Raw genomic sequence first — 22,444 nt, forward strand, 5'->3', positions numbered from 1 at the left:
TAGTCTATAATGTCTCTGCCTATCAAAAGGCTCTTCTGCGCTACTGATCCACTCTCGTTTTCAGTGGGGCAAAGATAGAAACTTATGCCATAACCCGCAAGTTTATTTAACATAAAGTTCATATTTTGTTCATATATTTCCATAAGGGGCTGGCAGTCAGCGGGAAAGATTTTAAACAAATGTTTGGGAACGCAGGGCAGCGGTGGAAGGGGGACAGTATATGGAGGCAAATGGAGAGAAATGGGTGATGAAAGACATGCCTATACATTATATTTATATATACGACATCTTCCCTAGCCCTGATAGCAACGGTTACCCCGCAGCAGGGATCGGGAAGCGGGTGGACCTGGATTGGGGACGCCTGGCGCGAGGAGTAGAAGTGAATAGCAGGATAAAGCTCCTTTTTAAATTGGATCATTGGTGAACACTTGGCTCCAAGTGGTATCAACCATTGTATTATAGATAGGTTTGAAGGTAAAAAAAATTCCGTAAGAATCCTAAATATGGGATCCTTACGGAAATATGATAAAACCTAAGTTTATATTTTTAGCTTAGAACATAAGATGTTCCGTCTCTTCCGTCTTTTAATTCGATACCTTCAGCTAGCAGCTTGTCTCTGATCTGGTCTGAAAGGTCGAAGTTTTTGGATTTTCTTGCCTGATTTCTCAATTCGATCAAAACTTTTAATGTTTGATCTAGCTTCTCATTGTTGTTTTCTTCTACATTCTGTAACCCCAACACATCAAAGATAAAGGCATTTAAGGTTAATTTTAAATCTTCAAGATCTTCTGTTGAGATGGTCTCCTTATCGTCGTTTAAAGCGAAGATGTATTTCACGGCTTCAAATAGGTGAGCAATTAGGATTGGAGAATTGAAATCGTCTGTTAAAGCTTCATAAGATTTATTCTTCCAGTCTGCAAGGCTGAAACCAGATGGTTTTTCATCATTAGGAGTAATTGTATTCAATACTTTTACAGCTTCCATTAATCTGATAAATCCTTTCTCACTGGCAATCATGGCATCGTTGGAAATATCCAAAACGCTTCTGTAATGCGCCTGTAAGAAACAAAAACGTACGATTGAAGGGTGAAAAGGTTTTTCAAAGAAGTCATTGTCTCCTGTAACCAGCTGCATTGGAAGAATATAATTTCCTGTAGACTTACTCATACGTTGAGAGTTCATTGTCAGCATGTTGGCATGCATCCAATAGTTTACGGGAGCTGCATCATTGCAAGCTTTTCCTTGTGCAATCTCACATTCATGGTGTGGGAATTTCAGATCCATTCCACCTCCGTGAATATCAAAAGTTTCACCTAAATATTTAGTACTCATTGCAGTACACTCAAGATGCCATCCCGGAAAACCTTCTCCCCAAGGGGAATTCCATCTCATAATGTGAGCCGGAGATGCTTTTTTCCAAAGAGCAAAGTCCTGAGGGTTTTTCTTTTCTCCCTGTCCGTCAAGGTCACGGGTATTTGCAAAAAGTTCTTCTATATTACGTTTTGAAAGTTCACCATAGTTCAGTCCTCTTTTGTTGTATTCCAATACATCAAAGTATACTGAACCATTGCTTTCATAGGCAAAGCCACGTTCTATTAATTTTTGGGTCAGTTCTATCTGCTCTACAATATGGCCTGTTGCAGTAGGCTCAATATTAGGAGGAAGCAGGTTGAACATATCTAATACTTTATGAAAATCAACAGTATATTTCTGTACAATTTCCATTGGCTCCAACTTTTCAAGTCGGGTTTGTTTTACGAATCTGTCGTTATCAACGTTTCCATCATCGGTAAGGTGCCCTGCATCGGTAATATTTCTTACATATCTTACTTTATACCCTAAATGCATTAAGGTACGGTAAATAAAATCGAATGAAAGAAAAGTTCTTACATTTCCCAAGTGCACATTGCTATACACTGTAGGTCCGCAGACATACATGCCAACATTTCCGTCTAAAATAGGTTTGAATATTTCTTTTTCCGCTGTAAGCGAGTTATAAATTTTTAATTGCATTTTTTTAAGTTCAAAGATTCAAATAATTAAGTTTTAAAAATTAGTCAAAATAATTTGACTACAACAAATAATTGTTGCAATAAAAATTTTATCTGAAACCTTTTTAAATTGTATCATAATTAAATAGTTTCTAAATGATGCTGCAAATGATCTATATAATCCTTAATGATGAATTCCAGTGTAAAGACCTTAGGTTCTGTTTTGGTAGTATCACAAGTCTTTTGTAGGGCTTCATCAGGAATATTTTCTACTACATGAACAATCTGATAATTCAAAGACTTCCACAGGTTAATCAGCTCTGAAGCCGGAACATTTTGATAGTTCTGAGCTTTTACCCAAGCATTCTGATCATATACAATATTCTCGTTCTCTTTATATTGAGTTACTACAAATCTACGGATATTTGTAAAAGCGCTATCACAAAGGTGTCCAATAATTTCTTTTTTAGACCATTTCTCCGGTGTAACCTTGTATGCCCACTCTTCTTCAGAAATCATTTGAAATCTCTGAAATTCAGCGTCTACAATATTCTTAAGGACCTGATAGTTCATTACTAATAATCTAGTTTAGCATGGCTTCCTACATAATGTAAGAATTCTTGTCTTGTAATAGGGTTTGTTCTGAATATACCGCTCAATTCTGCTGTAATGGTAGAACTTGCCGTATCTTTAATTCCTCTGCAATTTACACAAAGATGTTTTGCATCAATGATACAGGCAACATCTTTGGTTCCCAATGCTTCTTTCAAAGCGTCTACAATCTGCATTGTAAGTCTTTCCTGAACTTGTGGTCTTTTTGCATAATAATCCACAATTCTGTTAATCTTTGAAAGACCAATTACCTCCCCGTTTGAAATATAGGCCACATGCGCTCTCCCTATAATTGGTAAAAAGTGGTGTTCACAAAAAGAATATACGGTGATATCTTTTTCCACCAGCATCTGACGGTATTTATATTTGTTTGAAAATGTAGAAATCCCCGGTTTATTTTCAGGAAGAAGTCCTCCGAAAATTTCATTCACATACATTTTGGCAACACGCTTCGGAGAGTCTTTTAGAGAGTCATCAGTCATATCTAATCCTAATGTTTCCATAATCTCACCAAAAAGCTCAGTAATTTTTTCTATTTTTTCCTGTGGCGATTTATCAAAAGCATCTTTCCTTATAGGCGTATGTTCTTTTCCAGTGAAAATATCATCGTCGTTATCAGTAAAATCAACCATTTTTATTTAATTTGCAGCAAAAATACGGATAATATTGTTTCATCGATTTCAATTGAATGAAAAACGTTATCTTTTATAACCTACTCTGATTAGAAAACCTATGATTATTGTCGAAGAAGTACAAAACCAACACCAAAAAAAGGAATTTTTAGTATTCCCGACACAACTTTATCAGCACGACAAAAATTATATACGCCCTTTAGACAACCATATTGAGGAGATTTTCAACCCTGAAAAAAACAAATTCTTCAAGAGTGGGGAATGTAAAAGGTTTTTGTTTAAAAAAGATCATAAAACAGTTGGTAAAGTGGCTGTTTTTATCAATAACTGCTATGAACAGGATCAGCCGACGGGAGGGTTCGGTTTTTTTGATTGTATTCATGATCAGGCAACGGCTAATTTTATTTTTGATCATTGTAAAAACTGGCTTCAGGAAAGAGGAATGGAAGCTATGGATGGCCCCATTAACTTTGGAGAACGTGATAAATTCTGGGGACTTTTGATTGAAGGTTTCGGGGAGCCTTTGTTTGGGATGAACTACAATTTCCCTTACTACAAAGAACTTTTTGAAAACTATGGTCTACAAGTTTATTTTGAACAGCTTTGCTTTACAAGGCCCATTTTTGCTGAAGTTTCACGGGTTTTCACCATTGCCTATGAAAGAAACAGAAGAAATCCTGCTATTTCAGCCCGGCCCATGAAAAAGAATAACCTAGGAAAGTTTGCAAAAGACTTTACAGAAGTTTATAATAAGGCCTGGGCATCTCATGGAGAGGGGAAACAACTGGAAGAGGCCAAAGTCCTGAAAATGTTTAATACGATGAAGCCTATCATTAATGAACATATCTCCTGGTTTGTTTATGAAAATGAAACTCCTATTGCCATGTGGATCAATATTCCGGATCTGAATCAATGGTTTAAATACCTCAACGGAAAGTTTGGAATTTTTGAAAAGATTAAGCTGCTCTTTTTGAAGCAATTTAAAAAGAATGAAAAAATGGTAGGTCTTGTCTTTGGAGTGGTTCCGGAATGGCAAAGAAAAGGAATTGACGGCTACATGATCTGGGAAGGCACACAGCACCTGAGAAAGCATACTGATTTTAAGATTACTGAACTTCAATGGATTGGCGATTTCAACCCGAAAATGATCAAGATTGCAGAAACTCTTGATACCACCGTGACCAGAAAACTGGCTACTTACCGGTATTTATTTGACAGAAATAAAACGTTTGAAAGGCATCCTTATCTATAATTAAATAATTCTTTGTTCTAGATTTTTCATTCTTTCAATAGTGAGAGAACAGAACTTATATTTTTTAAAAAAAACTAAAATAAACCATATAAAATGAAAAAAGTTATTATTAGTATTTTATTAATATCTTTTAGTATTACTTATTCACAAAACTTTACCCCAAGCGGCTATAAATCTAGCTATTCAAGTACCCTTTCGGTAAATAGCCTTGGAGGAGATCATGCTGTATTTGGAGTAAAATCTGAAAACTCGGGGAGGTCATTAAAATATGATGAGATCATTGGCTCTCCTTATCACAACACCGAATTTCAGCTTGCTAAAATTTCAGACAACTATGAAAAAGCAGCCGTACGATATAACAGCTATCTGGATGAAGTAGAGTTTCAAAAAGATGGAAAACCCCTTGTACTTCCCAAAGAGGAAAAGTTCTCCAGAATTGAAATTACTTCACCTAAAAATACCATTGTATTATTAGACACCAAAGATGAGCTAAGCGGTTATTTTTTTGAGCTTGTTCATGGAAGTAATGTACTTTATAAGAAAGTAAAGACTAAGTTTAACGATGTTGTTCCTGCGGCTAATTCCTACGCATCAGAGAAAGCAGCATTCTTCAGAACACTGGATCCTGTTTATTATATTAAAACAACAAAAGGACTCATTAGAAAAACTAAAAAGGAGAAAGATATTCTGTTATTCTTTCCTGAAAAGAAAGAAGCTCTGGAAGCATTCTTTAAATCAAACTCAATTAAATTAAACAAAGAGGAGGATCTGATTAAATTGGTGAACTTTTTAAATCAATAAAAAAATAAAAACCCTGTGAAAATTCACAGGGTTCCTTTCATTTTTGGTACTTTTATTAGAATAGCTCTCCGGCTACTTTTTTAATATTATCACTCTTCCCCATGGAGTAAAAGTGTAGAACAGGTACTCCAAAATCAAGAAGTTCTTTGCACTGGGCAATGGACCACTCTATTCCAATCTGCTTTACTGCTTCATTATTTTTGGCATTTTCCACTTCCGTAATCAGTTCTTCCGGAAGGTCTATTTTGAATACCTGTGGAAGAATTTTCAAGTGTTTTTTTGTGGCAATTGGCTTTATCCCCGGAATAATTGGAACTGTAATTCCCATTTCTCTTGCTTTCTGAACGAATTCAATATACTTTTTATTGTCAAAAAACATTTGGGTAACGATATAATCTGCTCCTGCATCTACTTTTTGCTTTAGCCATTTTAAATCATAGTTCATGGATGGCGCTTCCATATGCTTCTCCGGATAGCCTGCTACCCCAATGCAGAATTTATTAAGTTCATCACAAACCTGTTCTTCATTGTGGAGATATTTTCCTCTTCCTAAGTTATTAATCTGGTTGACAAGATCCATTGCACTGGCATGACCGCCTTGTGTGGGCTCAAAATACTGATGTCCCTTCATGGCATCTCCTCTCAGCGCCATTACATTATCTATTCCAAGGTACATACAGTCTACCAGAAGGTATTCGGTTTCTTCTTTGGTAAAGCCTCCACACAATAAATGAGGAACTGTATCTACGTTATATTTATGCTGAATGGCAGCGCAAATTCCCAGTGTTCCCGGGCGCATTCTTGTGATACGGCGTTCCATGAGGCCATTTCCTTTGTCGAGATAGATATATTCTTCTCTTGAAGTAGTTACATCAATGAATGGAGGCTTGAACTCCATCAACGGATCTATGTTTGTATAGAGATCTTCAATACCTATCCCCTTTTGTGGCGGAACCACTTCTAAGGAGAATAACGTTTTTCCATTTGCGTTTTTAATGTGTTCTGTTATCTTCATGTCAATTTTAATCTGCTAAATTTGGTGACAACCATTTTTTCGCTTCCTGGATGCTACACCCTCTTCTTTCTGCATAATCCTTAAGCTGGTCTTCTGTAATTTTTCCTAAACCGAAATACTTCGCATGCGGGCTTCCGAAATAATATCCGGAAACAGATGCTGTTGGGAACATCGCCAGGCTCTCTGTAAGGTAAACTCCTGTATTTTCTTCTACTTTTAAAAGATCCCAGATTGTTTTCTTTTCTAAGTGGTCCGGGCAGGCCGGATACCCTGGTGCAGGACGAACTCCCTTATATTTTTCAGCAATTAGCTCTTCATTGCTTAAACTTTCCTGGTTGGCATAGCCCCAATATTCTGTTCTTACTTTTTTGTGCAAAAATTCGGCATAGGCTTCTGCAAAACGGTCAGCCAAAGCCTTTACCATAATGGAGTTATAATCATCATTTGCTTTTTCATATTCGGCAGACAGTTCATCTGTTCCGAAACCTGTGGTTACACAAAATGCCCCTACATAATCGGTTTTGCCGGAGCTTTGTGGTGCTATGAAGTCGCTTAATGCTAAATAGTCTTTTCCTTTTGATCTTTGAGCCTGCTGTCTTAGGGTTAAAAATTTGGCTTGCTCATTGTTATTTTCATCAAAAATTAAGATATCATCCGTCTCATTGGCATTGGCTTTAAAAATTCCGAAGATAGCTTTTGCCGTTAGAAGCTTTTCGTCTAAAATTCTTTTTAAAATAACCTGAGCATCTTTGAAAAGTTCTTTTGCCTGAACACCTACCACCTCATCTTCTAAGATATTTGGATATTTTCCGTGAAGATCCCAGCTTCTGAAAAACGGAGACCAGTCAATAAAAGGAAGAAGCTCATTAAGGTCCTGGTTCTCCACAACCGTTATCCCCAAGTTATTTGGAGTGAAAATTTCTTCGTTTTCCCAATCAATTTTAAATTGATTTTCTCTTGCTTCCTGAATGGAAACATAATCTTTATCAACCTGTCTATTCAAAAACTTTTCTCTAAAGTCCGAATAATCGCTCTTTAGGTCGGAAACATATTCTTTATTTCTGTCCCCAAGCAATGAGCTTACCACGTTTACGGCTCTGGATGCATCATTCACGTGAACGACTGCATTTTTATATTTTAAATCGATTTTCACGGCGGTATGTGCTTTTGAAGTTGTTGCACCACCTATTAGCAAAGGAAAATTCAAATTTTGTCTTTCTAATTCTGATGCGATGTACACCATTTCATCCAGACTTGGTGTAATCAATCCGCTTAACCCGATTACGTCTACTTTTTCTGCAATAGCTGTCTGAATAATCTTTTCAGCCGGTACCATTACTCCAAGGTCTACAATTTCATAATTGTTACAACCCAAAACAACGCTCACAATATTTTTACCAATATCATGAACGTCTCCTTTTACAGTAGCCATTAAAATTTTTCCATTGGCAGGTCTTGTTCCATCTTTTTCAGCTTCAATGTAAGGCTGTAAATAGGCCACCGCTTTTTTCATTACCCTTGCAGACTTCACTACTTGTGGTAAAAACATTTTTCCGCTTCCGAAAAGATCTCCTACCACTCCCATTCCGGTCATAAGATTGATTTCAATGACATGGAGTGGTCTTGCTGCCAATTGTCTGGCTTCTTCTACGTCTTCTTCTATAAAACGGTCAATACCTTTTACCAGAGCATAAGTAATTCTTTCCTGTAATGGGTTGTTTCTCCATTCAAGATCTTCGGTCTTTTCTTTTTTAACTGATTTATGTTTTTCAGAATAATCGAGAAGTCTTTCTGTAGCATCTTCTCTTTTATCAAGAATTACATCTTCTACAAGTTCTAAAAGCTCTTTATTAATTTCATCATAAACCTCCAGCATGGCAGGGTTTACAATACCGATATTCATCCCGGCCTGAATGGCATGGTAAAGAAATACCGAGTGCATAGCTTCTCTTACCGTATCATTTCCTCGGAATGAGAAAGAAACGTTGCTCACTCCCCCACTTACGGAGACATATGGAAGATTTTGTCTTACCCATCGGGTTGCTTCAATAAATTCGATGGCATTCCTTCTATGCTCATCCATACCTGTTGCAACCGGGAAGATGTTTAAGTCAAAAATGATATCTTCAGCGGGAAAGCCTATTTGGTTAACCAGAATATCATAGGATCGTTTGGAAATTTCGATTCTTCGCTCAAGATTGTCAGCCTGTCCTACCTCATCAAATGCCATTACAATAACTGCTGCTCCATATCTCTTGATTGCTTTTGCATGCTTGATAAATTCTTCTTCTCCTTCTTTTAAACTGATGGAGTTTACCACACATTTTCCCTGTGCAACCTGAAGACCTGCCTCCAAAATTTCCCATTTGGAAGAGTCTACCATGATAGGGATCCTTGCGATGTCCGGTTCTGATGCTATTAAGTTCAGGAATTTAACCATGGAAGCTTTTCCATCAATCAATCCATCATCAAAATTAACATCAAGAATCTGCGCGCCTCCTTCTACCTGATGACGGGCAATGTCTAATGCTTCAGAGAACTTTTCTTCTTTAATTAGTCTTAAAAACTTTTTGGAACCGGCAACGTTAGTTCTCTCACCAACATTGATGAAATTACTTTCCGGCGTTATGATAAGAGGCTCAAGGCCTGATAATCTTAAATACTTCATCTATTTTATTCTTCTAAAATATAGTAGGCATTGTTTGCATTCTGCCTCAATAAATCCCTGTGCTTACCTAAAGCGGCTAACAGCGGAAATCTTTTGTATGCCAAGTGGTGTTCTTTAGCAAATTCTTCTATTTCTTCTGTGATCTCATTGTAATACATATAACTGTAGTTAGGAAAAAGGTGATGAGCCACATGAAAATTAAAGTTTCCTAATACATTTCTTACAAACCAGTTATTTTCTTTTAAATCATTTGTCACTTCCAATTGATGACGAAGCCAGCTGAATGGAAGTCCGTTATCTTTATCCAATTTTGGAAAAGCATTGTCAGGAAGCGGATGCAGAGGCAATAAAACAAACAATGCAAAAATACTTGCTGCAATCACCTGCAAAAACCAAGCTCCAAAAGCCAAACCAATTGATACTTTAAAGAACATAACAGGAACAATAATTTGATAAAAAAAGTAAAACAGCTTATAACTAACCATCTTTATTTTTTCCGCAACAGGTATTCTTCCCTGGGTTTTTAAAATCACTCTCTCCTTGTCAAAGAAGTCTCTAAAGTCTCTTATAAACATCCAGTTAAATAAATACAACGGATAGACTAAAAAGAAAAACCTGTGCTGATACTTCTGAACTCCTTTGGCTTTTATCCATGGTACTATTAAAAGTAACCCGCTCTGCTCTATGTCTGTATCCCATCCATCTACATTCGGATATGCATGGTGGCTTGCAATATGTCTTTTTTTCCAGATATAAGAGTTGGCTCCTATAAAGTCAAAAATGTGCAACACCCATCCGTTCAGCCTTTTACTTTTATAGATATTATTATGGGCTGCTTCATGAATCAGGTTTAAATAAATTAAAACCAAGGAAATCCCCATTAATACAAAACTCAGTATATAAACCCAAGGTTTCTCTGCATTTAGAATAGCCAACCAGTATAAACCTACATAGATCAGGGGTAAAATCACCGCCTTGATTTGAATATAGATCTCCCTATTTTCAGGAATTGCCTCTACTCGTTGGTTCACTTTCTTTCTCAGTTCATTAAAGAGTTTTGTATCATCTGAATCTTTTAAATAAATCGGCTTTTCCATTATAATAGACTTTATGATTTATTTAAAGTTAATATTTATAATTCAGCCTACATTATTGATTTTAATTAAAAAAATCTATCAAATCACACAAATTCTTTCAATTTTCTTGGTGGATAAGTTTTCACCAGATCAGCAATTGCTTTGATATGTTCCGGCGTGGTACCACAACAGCCTCCAATAATATTGATTAATCCTTTTTCTACATATTCTTTGATCTGTCTGGCCATATCTTCCGGAGTTTCATCATATTTTCCAAAAGCATTGGGTAAACCGGCATTCGGATAAGCTGAAATATAAAATTCTGAATTATGGGCCAAGGTTTCCAGATAAGGTGTTAACTGATCTGCTCCCAAAGCACAGTTGAATCCCACGCTTAATAAATTCAAATGGGAAACTGAAATTAAGAAGGCATCTGCTGTCTGCCCGCTCAAGGTTCTTCCTGAAGCATCTGTGATAGTTCCTGAAACCATAATTGGAATTTTAATTCCCCTTTCGTCTTGCAGTTCATCAATGGCGAACAAAGCAGCCTTGGCATTCAGAGTATCAAAGATGGTTTCTACTAACAGAATGTCTGACCCTCCGTCTAATAGTGCTTCACACTGCTGTCTGTAAGCAACCCTCAGTTCTTCGAATGTTATGGCTCTATATCCGGGATCGTTTACATCAGGACTTAAACTTGCCGTTCTGTTTGTAGGCCCAATGGATCCTGCTACAAATCTTGGTTTATCAGGGTTTTTGGCTGTAAATTCATCACAGACTTTTCTGGCAATTTTTGCAGACTCATAGTTCAGTTCATAAACCAGATCTTCCATGTGATAATCTGCCATGGCAATTGTAGTTCCGGAGAATGTATTGGTTTCAATGATATCTGCATCTGCTTCCAGATACTTTTTGTGAACTTCTTCAATGGCATGAGGCTGGGTAAGGGAAAGTAGGTCATTATTTCCCTTTACCGGATGTTCCCAGTCTTTGAAACGTTCCCCACGGTAATCTTCTTCTTCGAACTTATATCTCTGAAGCATTGTTCCCATTGCCCCATCAAGAATTAAAATTCTTTCGGATAAGGCTTTATATAATTGTTCTGAATTTTTCATTTTCTATCTTTTTGTAATAATTTATAAATCCGCTCGTCAATTTTTTAGACAAGTGAATTTTTTTACTAATGATTTCAAAATTCACATTAGAAACATATTTCTGATCTAAGGCGACCCCAAATTTAGTTTCCAATTCATAGAGAGACTCTTGAGCAGCATGCAAAAATTGTAATGCATCATCTTTAGAAGTTCTTCTTTCGTATCCTTCAGCTATGTTTAATGGAACTGAAGTGGCAATTCTTCTTACCTGACTGGTTAAATCAAATAATTCTTTCTTAGGAAATCTTGTGGTTAAAATATAAGCCAGGTTCACCAACTTTTTTCCTTGTATCCAAACTTCTAGCTCTGTACAGTCTCTACTCATCATCTAGGTATCAATGGTCAACTATTATCTTTCGATTAGCCTAAAGCTTGCTTTAAATCCGCAATGATATCCTCTACATTCTCTAATCCTACAGAGCAGCGAACTAATCCTGCTGTAATTCCTACTTCATTTCTTTCTTCATCTGACAATTTGGAGTGTGTGGTGGATGCCGGATGAGTAACGATCGTTCTTGTATCACCAAGGTTAGCAGAAAGCGAACACATTTGTATCTTGTCCAAGAAGTTTCTTCCACCCTCTATTCCGCCTTTTATTTCAAAAGCAACAATGTTACCACCAAGTTTCATTTGTTTCTTGGCTACTTCATAGCTAGGATGGGATTTGAGGAACGGATATTTTACCAATTCCACATTAGGATGGCTTTCTAAAAACTCAGCTACTTTCAAAGCATTTTCGCAGTGTTTTTCCACGCGGATAGCCAATGTTTCTAAGCTTTTTGATAATACCCATGCATTAAAAGGAGACAGAGCGGGACCTGTATTTCTTGCGAAAAGATAGATTTCTCTGATCAGGTCTTCTTTACCTACTGCTATTCCTCCCAATACTCTTCCCTGCCCGTCAATCAACTTCGTTGCAGAGTGTACAACAACATCTGCACCATATTTAATAGGCTGCTGAAGATAAGGTGTTGCAAAACAGTTATCTACAATAAATATCAGATTATGTTTTTTAGCAATCTTCCCAAAAAACTCCAGGTCCAGAATTTCTATAGCAGGATTGGTAGGTGTTTCAAGGTATAGTACTTTTGTATTAGGTTTAATGTATTTCTCAACATTCTCTGCATCTCCGGCCTTGAAATAAGTAGTTTCAATATTCCATTTCGGAAAATACTTGGTAAATAAGGTGTGGGTAGATCCAAAAACCGACTGGCAGCTTACAATATGGTCCCCCGCACTCAATAACGCTGCAAATGTTGAATAGATGGCAGCCATTCCTGTAGCAAATGCATATCCGGCTTCTGCGCCTTCCATTTTTGCAATTTTATCTGTAAATTCCGTTACATTTGGATTGGAAAAGCGACTGTATAAGTTTTTAGGTTTTTCTTCAGCAAAACTTGCTCTCATATCCTCAGCATCCTGAAATATAAAACTGGAAGTAAGGTATAATGGCGTAGAATGCTCGTCAAACTGACTTCTTTCAGTTTGGGTTCTTATTGCTGATGTTTCAAAATTTTCCATATAGTTTTAATTAATGTAACAATGTAGCAGTCTAATAATGTAACAATGAGATTCTTCGCTACGCTCAGAATGACAATAACTATTATTGGTAAACTGATACATTGTTATATTGGTACATTATTATTTTGTTTCACTTACTCTTAAAATATCTCCGAATACTCCTCTTGCAGTTACTTGTGCTCCGGCTCCGGCTCCCATAATTACAATTGGGTTTTCTCCATAACTTTCTGTATAAATCTCAAAAATAGAATCGGAACCTTTCAACTGTCCTAAGGCTGAAGTAGCAGGCACAGAAATCAGTTTTACATCCAATTCGCCTTTGTCTTTCTGTAAGTCACCGTGTAGATCACCAACATATCTCAATACATGACCAGGCTCTTGATTTTCTTTAATTTTCTGGTATTCTTCATCCAATTCTTCAAGTCTGGAAAGGAATTCTGGTTTTGAAACTGAAAGTAAACTTTCCGGGACCAGATTTTGAATATTTATATCGTCAAATTCATTGATTAGATCCAGCTCTCTTGCCAAAATCAATAATTTTCTTGCTACATCATTTCCGGATAGGTCTTCTCTTGGATCCGGTTCTGTGTATCCTTTTTCTAAAGCCTCATTGATGATCGTTGAGAATTTGTTATTTCTCAAAGAAAAATTATTGAAAACATAGCTCAATGTTCCGGAGAACACCCCTTTGATTCTTGTGATATTTTCTCCTGAAAGGTGTAATAATTTAATGGTATCAATTAACGGAAGACCCGCTCCTACATTGGTCTCATACAGATAACGTCTGTTATTTTTGCTTAACGTATATCTTAGTTTTCTATATTCCTCGATAGGAAGAGTGTTGAAAATTTTGTTGGAAGAGACTAAATCAAATCCATTTTCTGCCAAAGCGTGATAGTTTTTAACAAAATCCTTACTTGCAGTGTTATCCACAACAATCAGGTTTTCTAATTGATTTTCATTAGAAAAATTAATCAGCTCCTGAATGCTTGACGGATGTTCTGCAGTTAAAACCTCATCTGCCCAGTTGGCATCAAAACCTTTTTTGTTGAAGGCAATTTTCTTTGAGTTAGCTACTGCAACAACCTTCAGGTCTATTTTTTTACGTCTTTTTATTTCTTCTGAAGATTCCAGAACCTGTTCTATCAAAGTTTTCCCCACGTTACCATGCCCAATGATGGCCAGATGAACGGGCTTTGGCTTTTTGAAAATTTCGGACTCTATGATATTTTTTGTTTTTTCATCCTGCGAAGAAGTCACCACAATATTCACTCTGTTTTCTCCTGCTACCTGATTTAAAAGTAATGGGAAAACGTTGTTTCTGGCCAGTTCGGCAAAAACTTTATTGAAATCTTCTGCTACAAAACCAATGACAGAAACATTATTAATACTATAAATTTGTGAAACTTTTCCTGATTTTCTTTCTGCTTCAAATTCATCGATAAGACAAGCAACGGCTTTTTCTGCATCATTTTCCTGAACCAAAATAGAAATTCCGTTTTCTATGGCTTGCTGAGAGATTACTCCTACACTGATACGCGCTAAAGTAAGCGCTTTAAAAATTCGTCCGTCAATTCCGATTTCTCCTAGGAAATCTTCTCCTTCAAATTTGACGATTGATCTGTTCTTTAAAAATTTTATTTCGTTAGCCTTTTTCATTACTATATAAAATGTTTTTTATTATATTATTTAATTGTTGATATTCCATTAGGAAGGCATCGTGCCCGTGCATAGATTGGATCTCGTGATAAGAAATATTCTCTTTTTTCTTTTTTAAGTTCTCAAAACACATTCGGATTTCAAAAGCGGGAAAGAATAAGTCGGTATCTACGGAGATCATGTGCATTCGTGCTTCTATTTTCTCGAGTGCAGCTTCATCAGCATTAATATTCATCAGCAAATGATTCATGAGCTTGTAGGCTTGTAAACTAAACCTTTCGTTTAATGCATTACCATGATAAACTAACCAGTCTTCTGATTCTAAGCGTTGCTTTTCCTTATTGTATTTATTTTGAAATCTATCGTTAAGAGATTCTGGAGTTCTATAACACAACATGGCATGAATTCTTGCTTTTTGTAGTGGCTCATCTTTATCATTCAATAAAAATTTCTGAACCAGACATTGTGCATGAAGCCAATCGTGAGTTCTGTAATCACAGGCTATAGGAATAAAGATTTCCGCAAGCTTAGGTTGCTTTGCAAGCATTTCCCATGCAATTCCTCCTCCAAGAGAGCCGCCAATAATGGCATATAGGTTTTTGATATGTAAAGCTTCCAGCCCTTTCAGAAATATATTGGCTATATCTGATGGCGTGAAGTCTTCATAATCTTCAATTAAAAAATGATCATATCCATTTCCAGGGATATTGAAACACAGAACGGTGTATTTATTCGTATCAACAATTTGATTTTCTCCTACCAATTGCTTCCACCAGCCTGTCTCTCCGGATACGCTTGAATTTCCGGTTAAGGCATGATTAATTAAAATAATAGGAGCTGTAAATAGGTCTTTCCCGAAAAGCTCATAGCTTAACGAGATATTGTATTCCTTTTGAGAATAAGTTTGATACGAAAGATTAATATAGTTTAGTTCTGTTTTCAATTCTATTATATTATTATTTTAATACAATTGAAAATGCCACAGGAAATGGCTGAAAAGAACTTCAGTAAGTTATCTGTCCAAAATAATTTTGGTAGAACGTAGCACCTTCTTTGCTTGCGCAAAGGGTTGCTAAGGTTTCATAGGGTCTAATCCCTCAACCTTTCTTGATAACATTTTCAATATTTGAATGAACGAATGGTGCAAAGGTAGTTCTTTTCTTTTAAAATCAAAAAAAAATTAATTTAATATTTTAAAAAGCCTTTAAATACAAGTATTTCAAGACCATATTAATAATTATTCAGATGGAAAGAATTGGAATTATTTTGCAAAAAAACTAACTTCGTATGGAAAATGATGATATATGATCGCCGAAAAAGAAAGATTACAAGATACCAAATGGAAAAACTGGGGACCTTATGTAAGCAACCGGCAATGGGGAAATGTACGTGAAGACTACAGTACCAATGGAAATGCATGGAACTATACCAATCATGATAATGCTGAAAGCTATACCTACCGCTGGGGAGAAGAAGGTATTGCCGGAATTTCTGATGTAAAGCAATTGTTCTGTTTTGCTTTTTCATTCTGGAATAAAAGAGATAAAATTGTAAAGGAGCGTTTCTTTGGATTGAGTAATCCACAGGGAAATCATGGTGAAGATATTAAGGAAATTTTCTATTATCTGGATAATACCCCTACTCATAGCTATATGAAGATGGTTTACAAGTATCCTATTAATGAATTTCCCTATGATGAACTTGTTGCCGAAAATGGACGACGCAGTAAACAGGAACCGGAATATGAGCTCTTCGATACTGGAATCTTTGACCATGATGAGTATTTTGATATTTTCATTGAATACTGCAAGGCTGATCACAATGATATTCTGGTCAGAGTTACTATTTGCAACAGAAGCCAGCATGATGCTCCCATTGTAGTTGCACCTACTGCCTGGTTCAGAAACAACTGGAAATGGGGATACAACACCTATAAAGCTGATATGTATGCTTCCCATGACGGAAGTATTAATATTGAACACGACAGTATTTCTATCAAAAAGTTTTATTCAAGAAAAGATAATACACAAAGGGTATTCTGTGAAAATGAAACCAATACACCCAAGTTGTATGGTGCTCCTCAGGCAGAAAACACTTATTTTAAAGATGGAATCAATGATTTTATTATTCATCGCAGCCATACGGTAAATCCTGAAAAAAGAGGAACAAAGGCTTCTTTTTTGATTGATGAAATAATAGGTGCGGGACAATCTGAAACGTTTGAATTCAGGCTTTGTCCTGAGCCAACTGCTGAACCTTTTGAGAGGTTTGATGAAATCTTCAGTATCAGAAAATCTGAAGCTGAGGAGTTTTACCGCGAGGTTCAAACCGATACAACAAACGAGGATGAGAAGAATGTGCAGAGACAAGCTTTTGCAGGACTTCTTTGGAATAAACAGTTTTATCACTACAATATCGGGAAATGGCTGAAAGGTGACCCTAATTTTGAAGCTCCCAGAAATTTTAATGAATATGTAAGAAATACGGAATGGAATCATCTCCACAATAAGGATATTATTTCCATGCCTGATAAGTGGGAATATCCCTGGTATGCAACATGGGATCTTGCATTTCACTGTGTTCCTTTATCCATCATTGATGCAGAGTTTGCAAAAGGACAGCTTTTACTTCTTACCAAGGAATGGTACATGCACCCCAACGGACAGCTTCCTGCCTATGAATGGAATATGAGTGATGTGAATCCTCCTGTACATGCATGGTCCTGCTTCAGGGTTTTTAAAATTGATGAGAAAAATAACGGCAAACCTGATTTGTTGTTTTTAGAGAAAGTCTTTCAAAAACTTCTCCTGAACTTTACATGGTGGGTGAACCGAAAGGATAAAAACGGAAAGAATATTTTTGGTGGTGGTTTCCTGGGGCTGGATAATATTGGAGCCTTTGACAGAAATATGGTATTACAGGATGGCCAGCATCTTGAGCAGGCAGATGGTACAAGCTGGATGGCCATGTATGCTTTAAATATGATGCGAATAGCCATGGAACTTGCCCAATATTATCAGGTATATGAAGATATGGCCATCAAATTCTTTGAACATTATCTTTACATCGCAGAGGCCATGGAGAATCTGGGTGAAGGAACAAAAGGCCTATGGAATGAGGAAGACGGTTTCTTCTATGATGTTCTTCAACTTGGGAACGGAGACAGTGTTTCTTTAAGATTGAGAAGTATTGTCGGATTAATTCCATTGTTTGCCGTAGAAATTGTTGATCATCGATTGCTCGAAAAGATGCCCAACTTCAAAACCAGAATGGAATGGATCTTAAAAAACAAACCTGAACTCACCAAGCTTGTGTCTCACTGGGATGAGGAAGGGCAGGGACGAAAACACCTGATGAGTATTCTTCGTAAAAATAGACTGACAAAGGTTTTAAGCAGAATGCTTGATGAAAAGGAATTTTTAAGTTCCTACGGAATCCGTGCCATGTCTAAGGTATATGAGGAAAACCCGTTTGTATTTTCTGTACATGGGAATGAAAATATGGTGTACTATACCCCTGCAGAAAGTGACAGCAGAATGTTTGGAGGAAACAGCAATTGGCGTGGCCCCATCTGGTTCCCAATTAATTTTCTGATCGTGGAAAGTTTACAACGTTTCCATTATTATTACGGAAATAGCCTGAAAGTGGAACTTCCAACCGGAAGTGGTGAAAAGAAAAATCTTGATGAAGTAGCCCAAAACATCAGTAAAAGACTTTGTTCTATCTTCTTAAAGGATGAACATGGGCAACGTGCTTTTAATGGAGGAAATCCAAAGTTTAATTATGATGAACATTTTAAGGATTACATTACGTTCTTCGAATATTTCCATGGAGATAACGGACGTGGCGTGGGTGCTTCTCACCAGACAGGATGGACTGCCACTGTAGCAAAACTGATAAAACCCAGACTTACCTTTTAATAGGTAATGAGCAATAAAAAAGCCGGATAAATTATCCGGCTTTTTCTATTTTTATATCAGAGATTAAATTTTTTCTCCATTCACATAGACTTCGTATCCGATTTCTACATTCGGTTCTAAAGTTTTTGATACAGAACAATACTTTTCAAAAGACAATTCTGCAGCCTTTTGAGCTTTTTTAGGGTCAATTTCTCCCTCTAAAAGAAATTTCACGTTGATTGATTTAAAAGGTTTTGCATCTTCTACCTGCACTCTTTCTCCTTCTACTTCTGCCTGAAAACTCTTGATTTCCTGACGCTGCTTCTTCAGAATAGAAACCACATCTATCCCGCTGCATCCTGCTACTGCCATTAGTACACTCTCCATTGGAGAAACTCCTTTAGCTCCCGGCTGGGAAGTATTATCCAAAAGAATTGAATTTCCCTGGGCATTTGTACATTCAAATAAAAAATCGTCGTTTATTCTGTTAAGTGTAATTTTCATTATTTATTGCTTATTGCTTCTACAAAGTTATAAAATTCCTCTCGCTTTTATCTCCAGATATTTATTGATAACATCAATATTCAAATTCTCAGGAAGGGTATACACTGTATAAATTCCATACTTACGAAGTTCCTGAATGATGAGTTTCTTTTCAAATTCAAATTTTTCGGCCACAATTTCATCATAGATCTCCTGCATATTCTCGGGATTCTTGTTAATCATAGTCTGCAGTTCCGAGTTTTTGAAAAATACCACAACCAATAGGTGATTCTTTGCAATTCCACGAAGGTATTTCAACTGGCGGTTCAAGCCATCCAAAGTTTCAAAGTTGGTAAAAAGCAGGATCAGACTTCTCTGGTTGATGGAGTATTTCACATCCTGATATAAACGATTGAAATCACTTTCAAAGAAATCTGTTTTAATATTATAAAGCGCTTCCGATATTTTTTTCAGCTGTCCGGATTTATTTTCTGCTGCAATTTTATTTTCGGTCTTTTTTGAGAACGTCATCATTCCTGCTCTATCTCCTTTTCTTAAAATAATATGGGACAGCGCCATCGTAGCATTGATGGAATAATCCAATAAGCTTAATCCGTTAAAAGGCATTTTCATTGTTCGTCCCTTATCAATCAACATAAAAATACGCTGTGATTTTTCATCCTGAAACTGATTGACCATCAATCGATTGGCTTTGGAGGTAGCTTTCCAGTTAATTGTTCTGATATCATCTCCGGGAACGTATTCCTTGATCTGCTCAAATTCCATGGTATGCCCAAGCTTTCTTACTTTCTTGATTCCTCCCAATAAGAATTCACTCTGTAAAGCCATCAGCTCATATTTTCTGAGGTGAACAAAGGATGGATAAGACGCCAGCATTGCATCTTTTTGAAAATTAAATCTTTTTGAGACTAATCCCAGTGGTGACGAGGCATATATATTCAGGCTTCCAAAATGATACTCTCCTCTTTCCTTAGGTTCCAGAGTATATTGGAAGAAAGTATTTGCTCCCGGGTTAATATGCTTTTCAATCAGGAAATCTCTTTTCTGAAATTGAAACGGAATTTCATCGATAATTTTAGTTGTGATTTTAAAACTGTAATTATTTTTAATATCAATCTTTACAAAATTTTCGTCACCATTGGACAATTTCTCCGGTAATATTCTCTGTGCCTGCAAAGCATTTTTTTGATTAAAAATCAGCAGATAATCTACCATGACGGCAAGAAAACAGAGCAACAGTACAATATGGGCAACCCACATCAGCCCCGGAAAGAAAAATGCAAGAACATACAGTATCCCCACTCCGATGAGTGTAAAGAAGAAACGTGTATTGATGTATAAGTTTTTCATTGTTTAGGTGGCGGGTAGCAGATTATAAGTTACAATCTACTCTCCTATCTAGGAATTTCTATTCCCTCTAAGATTTGACGGATAATTTCATCGGCTGTAAGGCCTTCCATTTCTCTTTCCGGAGAAACGATTACTCTATGTCTTAGTACAGCATAACTTGCTTCCTTAATATCTTCCGGAGTTACAAAGTCTCTTCCTCTTAATGCGGCAAAGGCTTTGGACGCAGTAAGAAGTGCTAAGGATGCTCTTGGTGAAGCCCCAAGATATAAGAATTGATTTTCTCTGGTGTTAATGATAATTTTAGCAATATATTCCATCAACTGAGCTTCTACAATGATTTCCTTTACCAAATGCTGATACGCCTTCAGTTGTTCTGCAGTAATCACTTTGTTTACGCTTTCTGTTTTATCTTCTTTTTTGCTTTCGTGCTGGTTCTTAATGATGGTAATTTCCTGTTCAAGATTAGGATACCCTACATTGATTTTGAATAGAAAACGGTCAAGCTGAGCTTCAGGAAGTCTATAGGTTCCTTCATGCTCTATTGGATTTTGAGTAGCCACAACTAGAAATGGCTCCTCCATGATGTAGCGGGTACCATCCATTGTGATCTGTCTTTCTTCCATTACTTCAAACAATGCAGCCTGTGTTTTCGCTGGCGATCTGTTGATCTCATCAATTAATATAAAATTGGAAAAAATAGGTCCTTTTTTAAATTCAAATTCTGAATTTTTCACATTGAATATTGAAGTTCCCAGGATATCGGAAGGCATCAAATCCGGCGTAAACTGAATTCTGCTGAAACCTACGTCAATGGTCTTTGCCAGTAACTTGGCTGTAATTGTTTTGGCTACTCCGGGTACTCCCTCAATAAGTACATGGCCATTAGAAAGCAAAGCTGCTAACAGATGTTCTATCATGCTTTCCTGTCCTACAATCACCTTGCCTATTTCGGTTTTTACTTTATCCAGGCTGGCGCGAAGTTCAATCATATCAATACGGGACTGAAACTGATCTTCATTTTTATTAAGGTTTATAGAAGTTTGATTTTCTATATCTTGGTTATCAAAGTTTTCCATAATTTTTATCTTTGGTTTTCCGATAGAACTCATTCTATCTTTTATTAAATCATCCTGTTAGGATTCTCTTATTTTAGTATTTCATCAAGCAGCTTATTCATTCTTACCAGGTCTTCTTTCATTACACTGGAATAAGGATCCTGTGCTTTTTTGATAAGATGAATAGCTTCATTGATCATTTCCATTGTCTTTCCGGTCTTTAATTGCAGCTTCTTGGCAAATTCACTATCTAAATTCTGAGTATCAATAAGAAAATCCATTCTTACCTTATTCAGGAAATACTGAGCTTTTTTGGCCATCATATCATGAAAATCTCCCTCCTGCAGATAAAGATTTCCAATACTTTTCACAAAATCTAATGAGGTATTCCGCAATGGCTCTATTACAGGTACAATTCTTTGTTTTCTTTTTGCATTAAAGAAGATAAAAAGAATTAATCCACCCAGAAATACCCACCAGGCATATTTCAGAGCCGGATTTCCCAGTACAAATCTCATAAAGAAACTTGAAGCCTTGGTCCCACCCTCTACAAACCAAAGCGTTTCTCTATCCTGAAGATATGAGAAAACATCCTGTGCATATTTTATACTTCCGGGTTTCAACAAATAATAATTGGTGAGAAAAAGAGGTTCACTGTGAACATACATATTTCCTTTTCCAAATTTTACTTTAATAAAGTTGGCCTGATCCGTATTTTTATCCTCTACCGTTTTCCCAAGTACTTCAACATCCGGTTTAATGAATGAGAATCCTCTCCCAGACGGAAATTTATCCAATTTAATAAAATCATTCTGATATTTCGTATCGGTAAGTTTCAATACATTCTGCTCTTCAAAGGATATTTCCGAATCATAAAATCCAATGCTATCTGAAATTTCCTTAGGCATACGGCTCACAATCAACAATGCATCCGAGCCTTTCGATACCTGATCCAGAATTTTCTTCCAGGATTCACCATCAATATCGTTTTCGATAACAACAATATTGTGGCTGCTTTTTTTGTGCTGGCTATAATATTCATAAGGAGCCTGATCAATCTTTTTCAGATGGTTCTTAAAAAGATCCTTGGCTTCATTATTAAAAACAAACAGGCCAAAAGGAGACTTCTCATTGATGTCAAAATTTTTACGCCAGTTGGTGGTTTCTTTTTTGTTAACTTCAAGCAATGCCAAAATAACCATCACTACGATGAAGATTACAGCATATATTCTGAAAGTCTTATTCATGGTGATTG

General features: G+C 36.5%; 18 protein-coding genes and 1 riboswitch. Of the genes, 3 read left to right on the forward strand and 15 right to left on the reverse strand.

What is annotated here, in order from left to right:
- Window positions 1–546: 546 nt before the first annotated feature.
- The 3 genes from cysS to folE form a co-directional block, all read right to left on the reverse strand.
- Complete coding sequence (gene cysS / locus C7D53_RS12175) at window positions 547–2,013, reverse strand: cysteine--tRNA ligase (protein WP_106916757.1); 1,467 nt, start codon at window positions 2,011–2,013, stop codon at window positions 547–549.
- A gap of 119 nt (window positions 2,014–2,132) precedes the next feature.
- Window positions 2,133–2,564 (reverse strand): DinB family protein, encoded by a 432-nt coding sequence (locus tag C7D53_RS12180; protein WP_106916758.1) that lies wholly within the window; start codon window positions 2,562–2,564, stop codon window positions 2,133–2,135.
- A 2-nt stretch (window positions 2,565–2,566) separates the two neighbouring features.
- Window positions 2,567–3,235, reverse strand: a complete 669-nt coding sequence (folE, locus tag C7D53_RS12185) for a GTP cyclohydrolase I FolE (protein WP_076353379.1) — start codon at window positions 3,233–3,235, stop codon at window positions 2,567–2,569.
- A gap of 100 nt (window positions 3,236–3,335) precedes the next feature.
- Here folE and C7D53_RS12190 point away from each other — a divergent pair, with 100 nt between their 5' ends.
- Window positions 3,336–4,487: a hypothetical protein gene (locus C7D53_RS12190; protein ID WP_106916759.1), complete on the forward strand. Its 1,152-nt coding sequence runs from the start codon at window positions 3,336–3,338 to the stop codon at window positions 4,485–4,487.
- 93 nt (window positions 4,488–4,580) lie between these two features.
- Window positions 4,581–5,288, forward strand: coding sequence for a hypothetical protein (locus C7D53_RS12195; RefSeq protein ID WP_106916760.1), 708 nt, complete (start codon window positions 4,581–4,583; stop codon window positions 5,286–5,288).
- 55 nt (window positions 5,289–5,343) lie between these two features.
- Here the strand turns inward: C7D53_RS12195 and metF are convergent, their stop codons facing one another.
- The 8 genes from metF to C7D53_RS12235 all read right to left on the reverse strand — a co-directional run bounded on the left by metF (window position 5,344) and on the right by C7D53_RS12235 (window position 15,324).
- Window positions 5,344–6,303: a methylenetetrahydrofolate reductase [NAD(P)H] gene (gene metF / locus C7D53_RS12200; RefSeq protein ID WP_106916761.1), complete on the reverse strand. Its 960-nt coding sequence runs from the start codon at window positions 6,301–6,303 to the stop codon at window positions 5,344–5,346.
- A 7-nt stretch (window positions 6,304–6,310) separates the two neighbouring features.
- The gene (metH, locus tag C7D53_RS12205; RefSeq protein WP_106916762.1) at window positions 6,311–8,971 is read right to left on the reverse strand and encodes a methionine synthase; all 2,661 of its coding nucleotides are present in this window, start codon (window positions 8,969–8,971) and stop codon (window positions 6,311–6,313) included.
- A 5-nt stretch (window positions 8,972–8,976) separates the two neighbouring features.
- Complete coding sequence (locus tag C7D53_RS12210) at window positions 8,977–10,068, reverse strand: fatty acid desaturase family protein (protein ID WP_106916763.1); 1,092 nt, start codon at window positions 10,066–10,068, stop codon at window positions 8,977–8,979.
- Between the two features lie 83 nt (window positions 10,069–10,151).
- Window positions 10,152–11,162, reverse strand: a complete 1,011-nt coding sequence (locus C7D53_RS12215; protein ID WP_106916764.1) for a homocysteine S-methyltransferase family protein — start codon at window positions 11,160–11,162, stop codon at window positions 10,152–10,154.
- The gene (locus tag C7D53_RS12220; RefSeq protein WP_228422324.1) at window positions 11,137–11,529 is read right to left on the reverse strand and encodes a four helix bundle protein; all 393 of its coding nucleotides are present in this window, start codon (window positions 11,527–11,529) and stop codon (window positions 11,137–11,139) included. Before C7D53_RS12220 ends, C7D53_RS12215 begins: the two co-directional genes overlap by 26 nt.
- 32 nt (window positions 11,530–11,561) lie before the next feature.
- Entirely contained in the window at window positions 11,562–12,722 is a 1,161-nt protein-coding gene (locus tag C7D53_RS12225; protein WP_106916766.1) for an O-succinylhomoserine sulfhydrylase, read from the reverse strand.
- Window positions 12,723–12,842: 120 nt separating this feature from the next.
- Window positions 12,843–14,381: an ACT domain-containing protein gene (locus C7D53_RS12230; RefSeq protein ID WP_106916767.1), complete on the reverse strand. Its 1,539-nt coding sequence runs from the start codon at window positions 14,379–14,381 to the stop codon at window positions 12,843–12,845.
- Entirely contained in the window at window positions 14,368–15,324 is a 957-nt protein-coding gene (locus C7D53_RS12235; protein ID WP_106916768.1) for an alpha/beta fold hydrolase, read from the reverse strand. The genes C7D53_RS12230 and C7D53_RS12235 overlap by 14 nt, the downstream gene beginning before the upstream one ends.
- A 66-nt stretch (window positions 15,325–15,390) precedes the next feature.
- Window positions 15,391–15,498, reverse strand: a riboswitch (SAM riboswitch).
- A 187-nt stretch (window positions 15,499–15,685) separates the two neighbouring features.
- Between C7D53_RS12235 and C7D53_RS12240 the strand changes: the two genes are divergently transcribed.
- Window positions 15,686–18,301: an MGH1-like glycoside hydrolase domain-containing protein gene (locus tag C7D53_RS12240; protein ID WP_106916769.1), complete on the forward strand. Its 2,616-nt coding sequence runs from the start codon at window positions 15,686–15,688 to the stop codon at window positions 18,299–18,301.
- 63 nt (window positions 18,302–18,364) lie between these two features.
- On the opposite strand, the gene C7D53_RS12245 is transcribed toward C7D53_RS12240, so the two are convergent.
- The 4 genes from C7D53_RS12245 to C7D53_RS12260 form a co-directional block, all read right to left on the reverse strand.
- The gene (locus C7D53_RS12245; protein ID WP_106916770.1) at window positions 18,365–18,784 is read right to left on the reverse strand and encodes an OsmC family protein; all 420 of its coding nucleotides are present in this window, start codon (window positions 18,782–18,784) and stop codon (window positions 18,365–18,367) included.
- A 27-nt stretch (window positions 18,785–18,811) separates the two neighbouring features.
- The gene (locus tag C7D53_RS12250) at window positions 18,812–20,134 is read right to left on the reverse strand and encodes a DUF58 domain-containing protein (RefSeq protein ID WP_106916771.1); all 1,323 of its coding nucleotides are present in this window, start codon (window positions 20,132–20,134) and stop codon (window positions 18,812–18,814) included.
- Window positions 20,135–20,178: 44 nt separating this feature from the next.
- Window positions 20,179–21,210, reverse strand: coding sequence for an AAA family ATPase (locus tag C7D53_RS12255; RefSeq protein ID WP_394337084.1), 1,032 nt, complete (start codon window positions 21,208–21,210; stop codon window positions 20,179–20,181).
- Window positions 21,211–21,278: 68 nt separating this feature from the next.
- Window positions 21,279–22,436 (reverse strand): hypothetical protein, encoded by a 1,158-nt coding sequence (locus C7D53_RS12260; protein ID WP_106916772.1) that lies wholly within the window; start codon window positions 22,434–22,436, stop codon window positions 21,279–21,281.
- Window positions 22,437–22,444: the final 8 nt, after the last annotated feature.

The organism is Chryseobacterium aurantiacum (assembly GCF_003020585.1).
Lineage (GTDB): Bacteria > Bacteroidota > Bacteroidia > Flavobacteriales > Weeksellaceae > Chryseobacterium > Chryseobacterium aurantiacum.

Bases quoted from the DNA above. Each gene is read 5' to 3' on its own strand.
- cysS (WP_106916757.1), bottom strand. From the start codon at position 2,013: ATGCAATTAAAAATTTATAACTCGCTTACAGCGGAAAAAGAAATATTC.
- C7D53_RS12180 (WP_106916758.1), bottom strand. From the start codon at position 2,564: ATGAACTATCAGGTCCTTAAGAATATTGTAGACGCTGAATTTCAGAGA.
- folE (WP_076353379.1), bottom strand. From the start codon at position 3,235: ATGGTTGATTTTACTGATAACGACGATGATATTTTCACTGGAAAAGAA.
- C7D53_RS12190 (WP_106916759.1), top strand. From the start codon at position 3,336: ATGATTATTGTCGAAGAAGTACAAAACCAACACCAAAAAAAGGAATTT.
- C7D53_RS12195 (WP_106916760.1), top strand. From the start codon at position 4,581: ATGAAAAAAGTTATTATTAGTATTTTATTAATATCTTTTAGTATTACT.
- metF (WP_106916761.1), bottom strand. From the start codon at position 6,303: ATGAAGATAACAGAACACATTAAAAACGCAAATGGAAAAACGTTATTC.
- metH (WP_106916762.1), bottom strand. From the start codon at position 8,971: ATGAAGTATTTAAGATTATCAGGCCTTGAGCCTCTTATCATAACGCCG.
- C7D53_RS12210 (WP_106916763.1), bottom strand. From the start codon at position 10,068: ATGGAAAAGCCGATTTATTTAAAAGATTCAGATGATACAAAACTCTTT.
- C7D53_RS12215 (WP_106916764.1), bottom strand. From the start codon at position 11,162: ATGAAAAATTCAGAACAATTATATAAAGCCTTATCCGAAAGAATTTTA.
- C7D53_RS12220 (WP_228422324.1), bottom strand. From the start codon at position 11,529: ATGATGAGTAGAGACTGTACAGAGCTAGAAGTTTGGATACAAGGAAAA.
- C7D53_RS12225 (WP_106916766.1), bottom strand. From the start codon at position 12,722: ATGGAAAATTTTGAAACATCAGCAATAAGAACCCAAACTGAAAGAAGT.
- C7D53_RS12230 (WP_106916767.1), bottom strand. From the start codon at position 14,381: ATGAAAAAGGCTAACGAAATAAAATTTTTAAAGAACAGATCAATCGTC.
- C7D53_RS12240 (WP_106916769.1), top strand. From the start codon at position 15,686: ATGATCGCCGAAAAAGAAAGATTACAAGATACCAAATGGAAAAACTGG.
- C7D53_RS12245 (WP_106916770.1), bottom strand. From the start codon at position 18,784: ATGAAAATTACACTTAACAGAATAAACGACGATTTTTTATTTGAATGT.
- C7D53_RS12250 (WP_106916771.1), bottom strand. From the start codon at position 20,134: ATGAAAAACTTATACATCAATACACGTTTCTTCTTTACACTCATCGGA.
- C7D53_RS12255 (WP_394337084.1), bottom strand. From the start codon at position 21,210: ATGGAAAACTTTGATAACCAAGATATAGAAAATCAAACTTCTATAAAC.
- C7D53_RS12260 (WP_106916772.1), bottom strand. From the start codon at position 22,436: ATGAATAAGACTTTCAGAATATATGCTGTAATCTTCATCGTAGTGATG.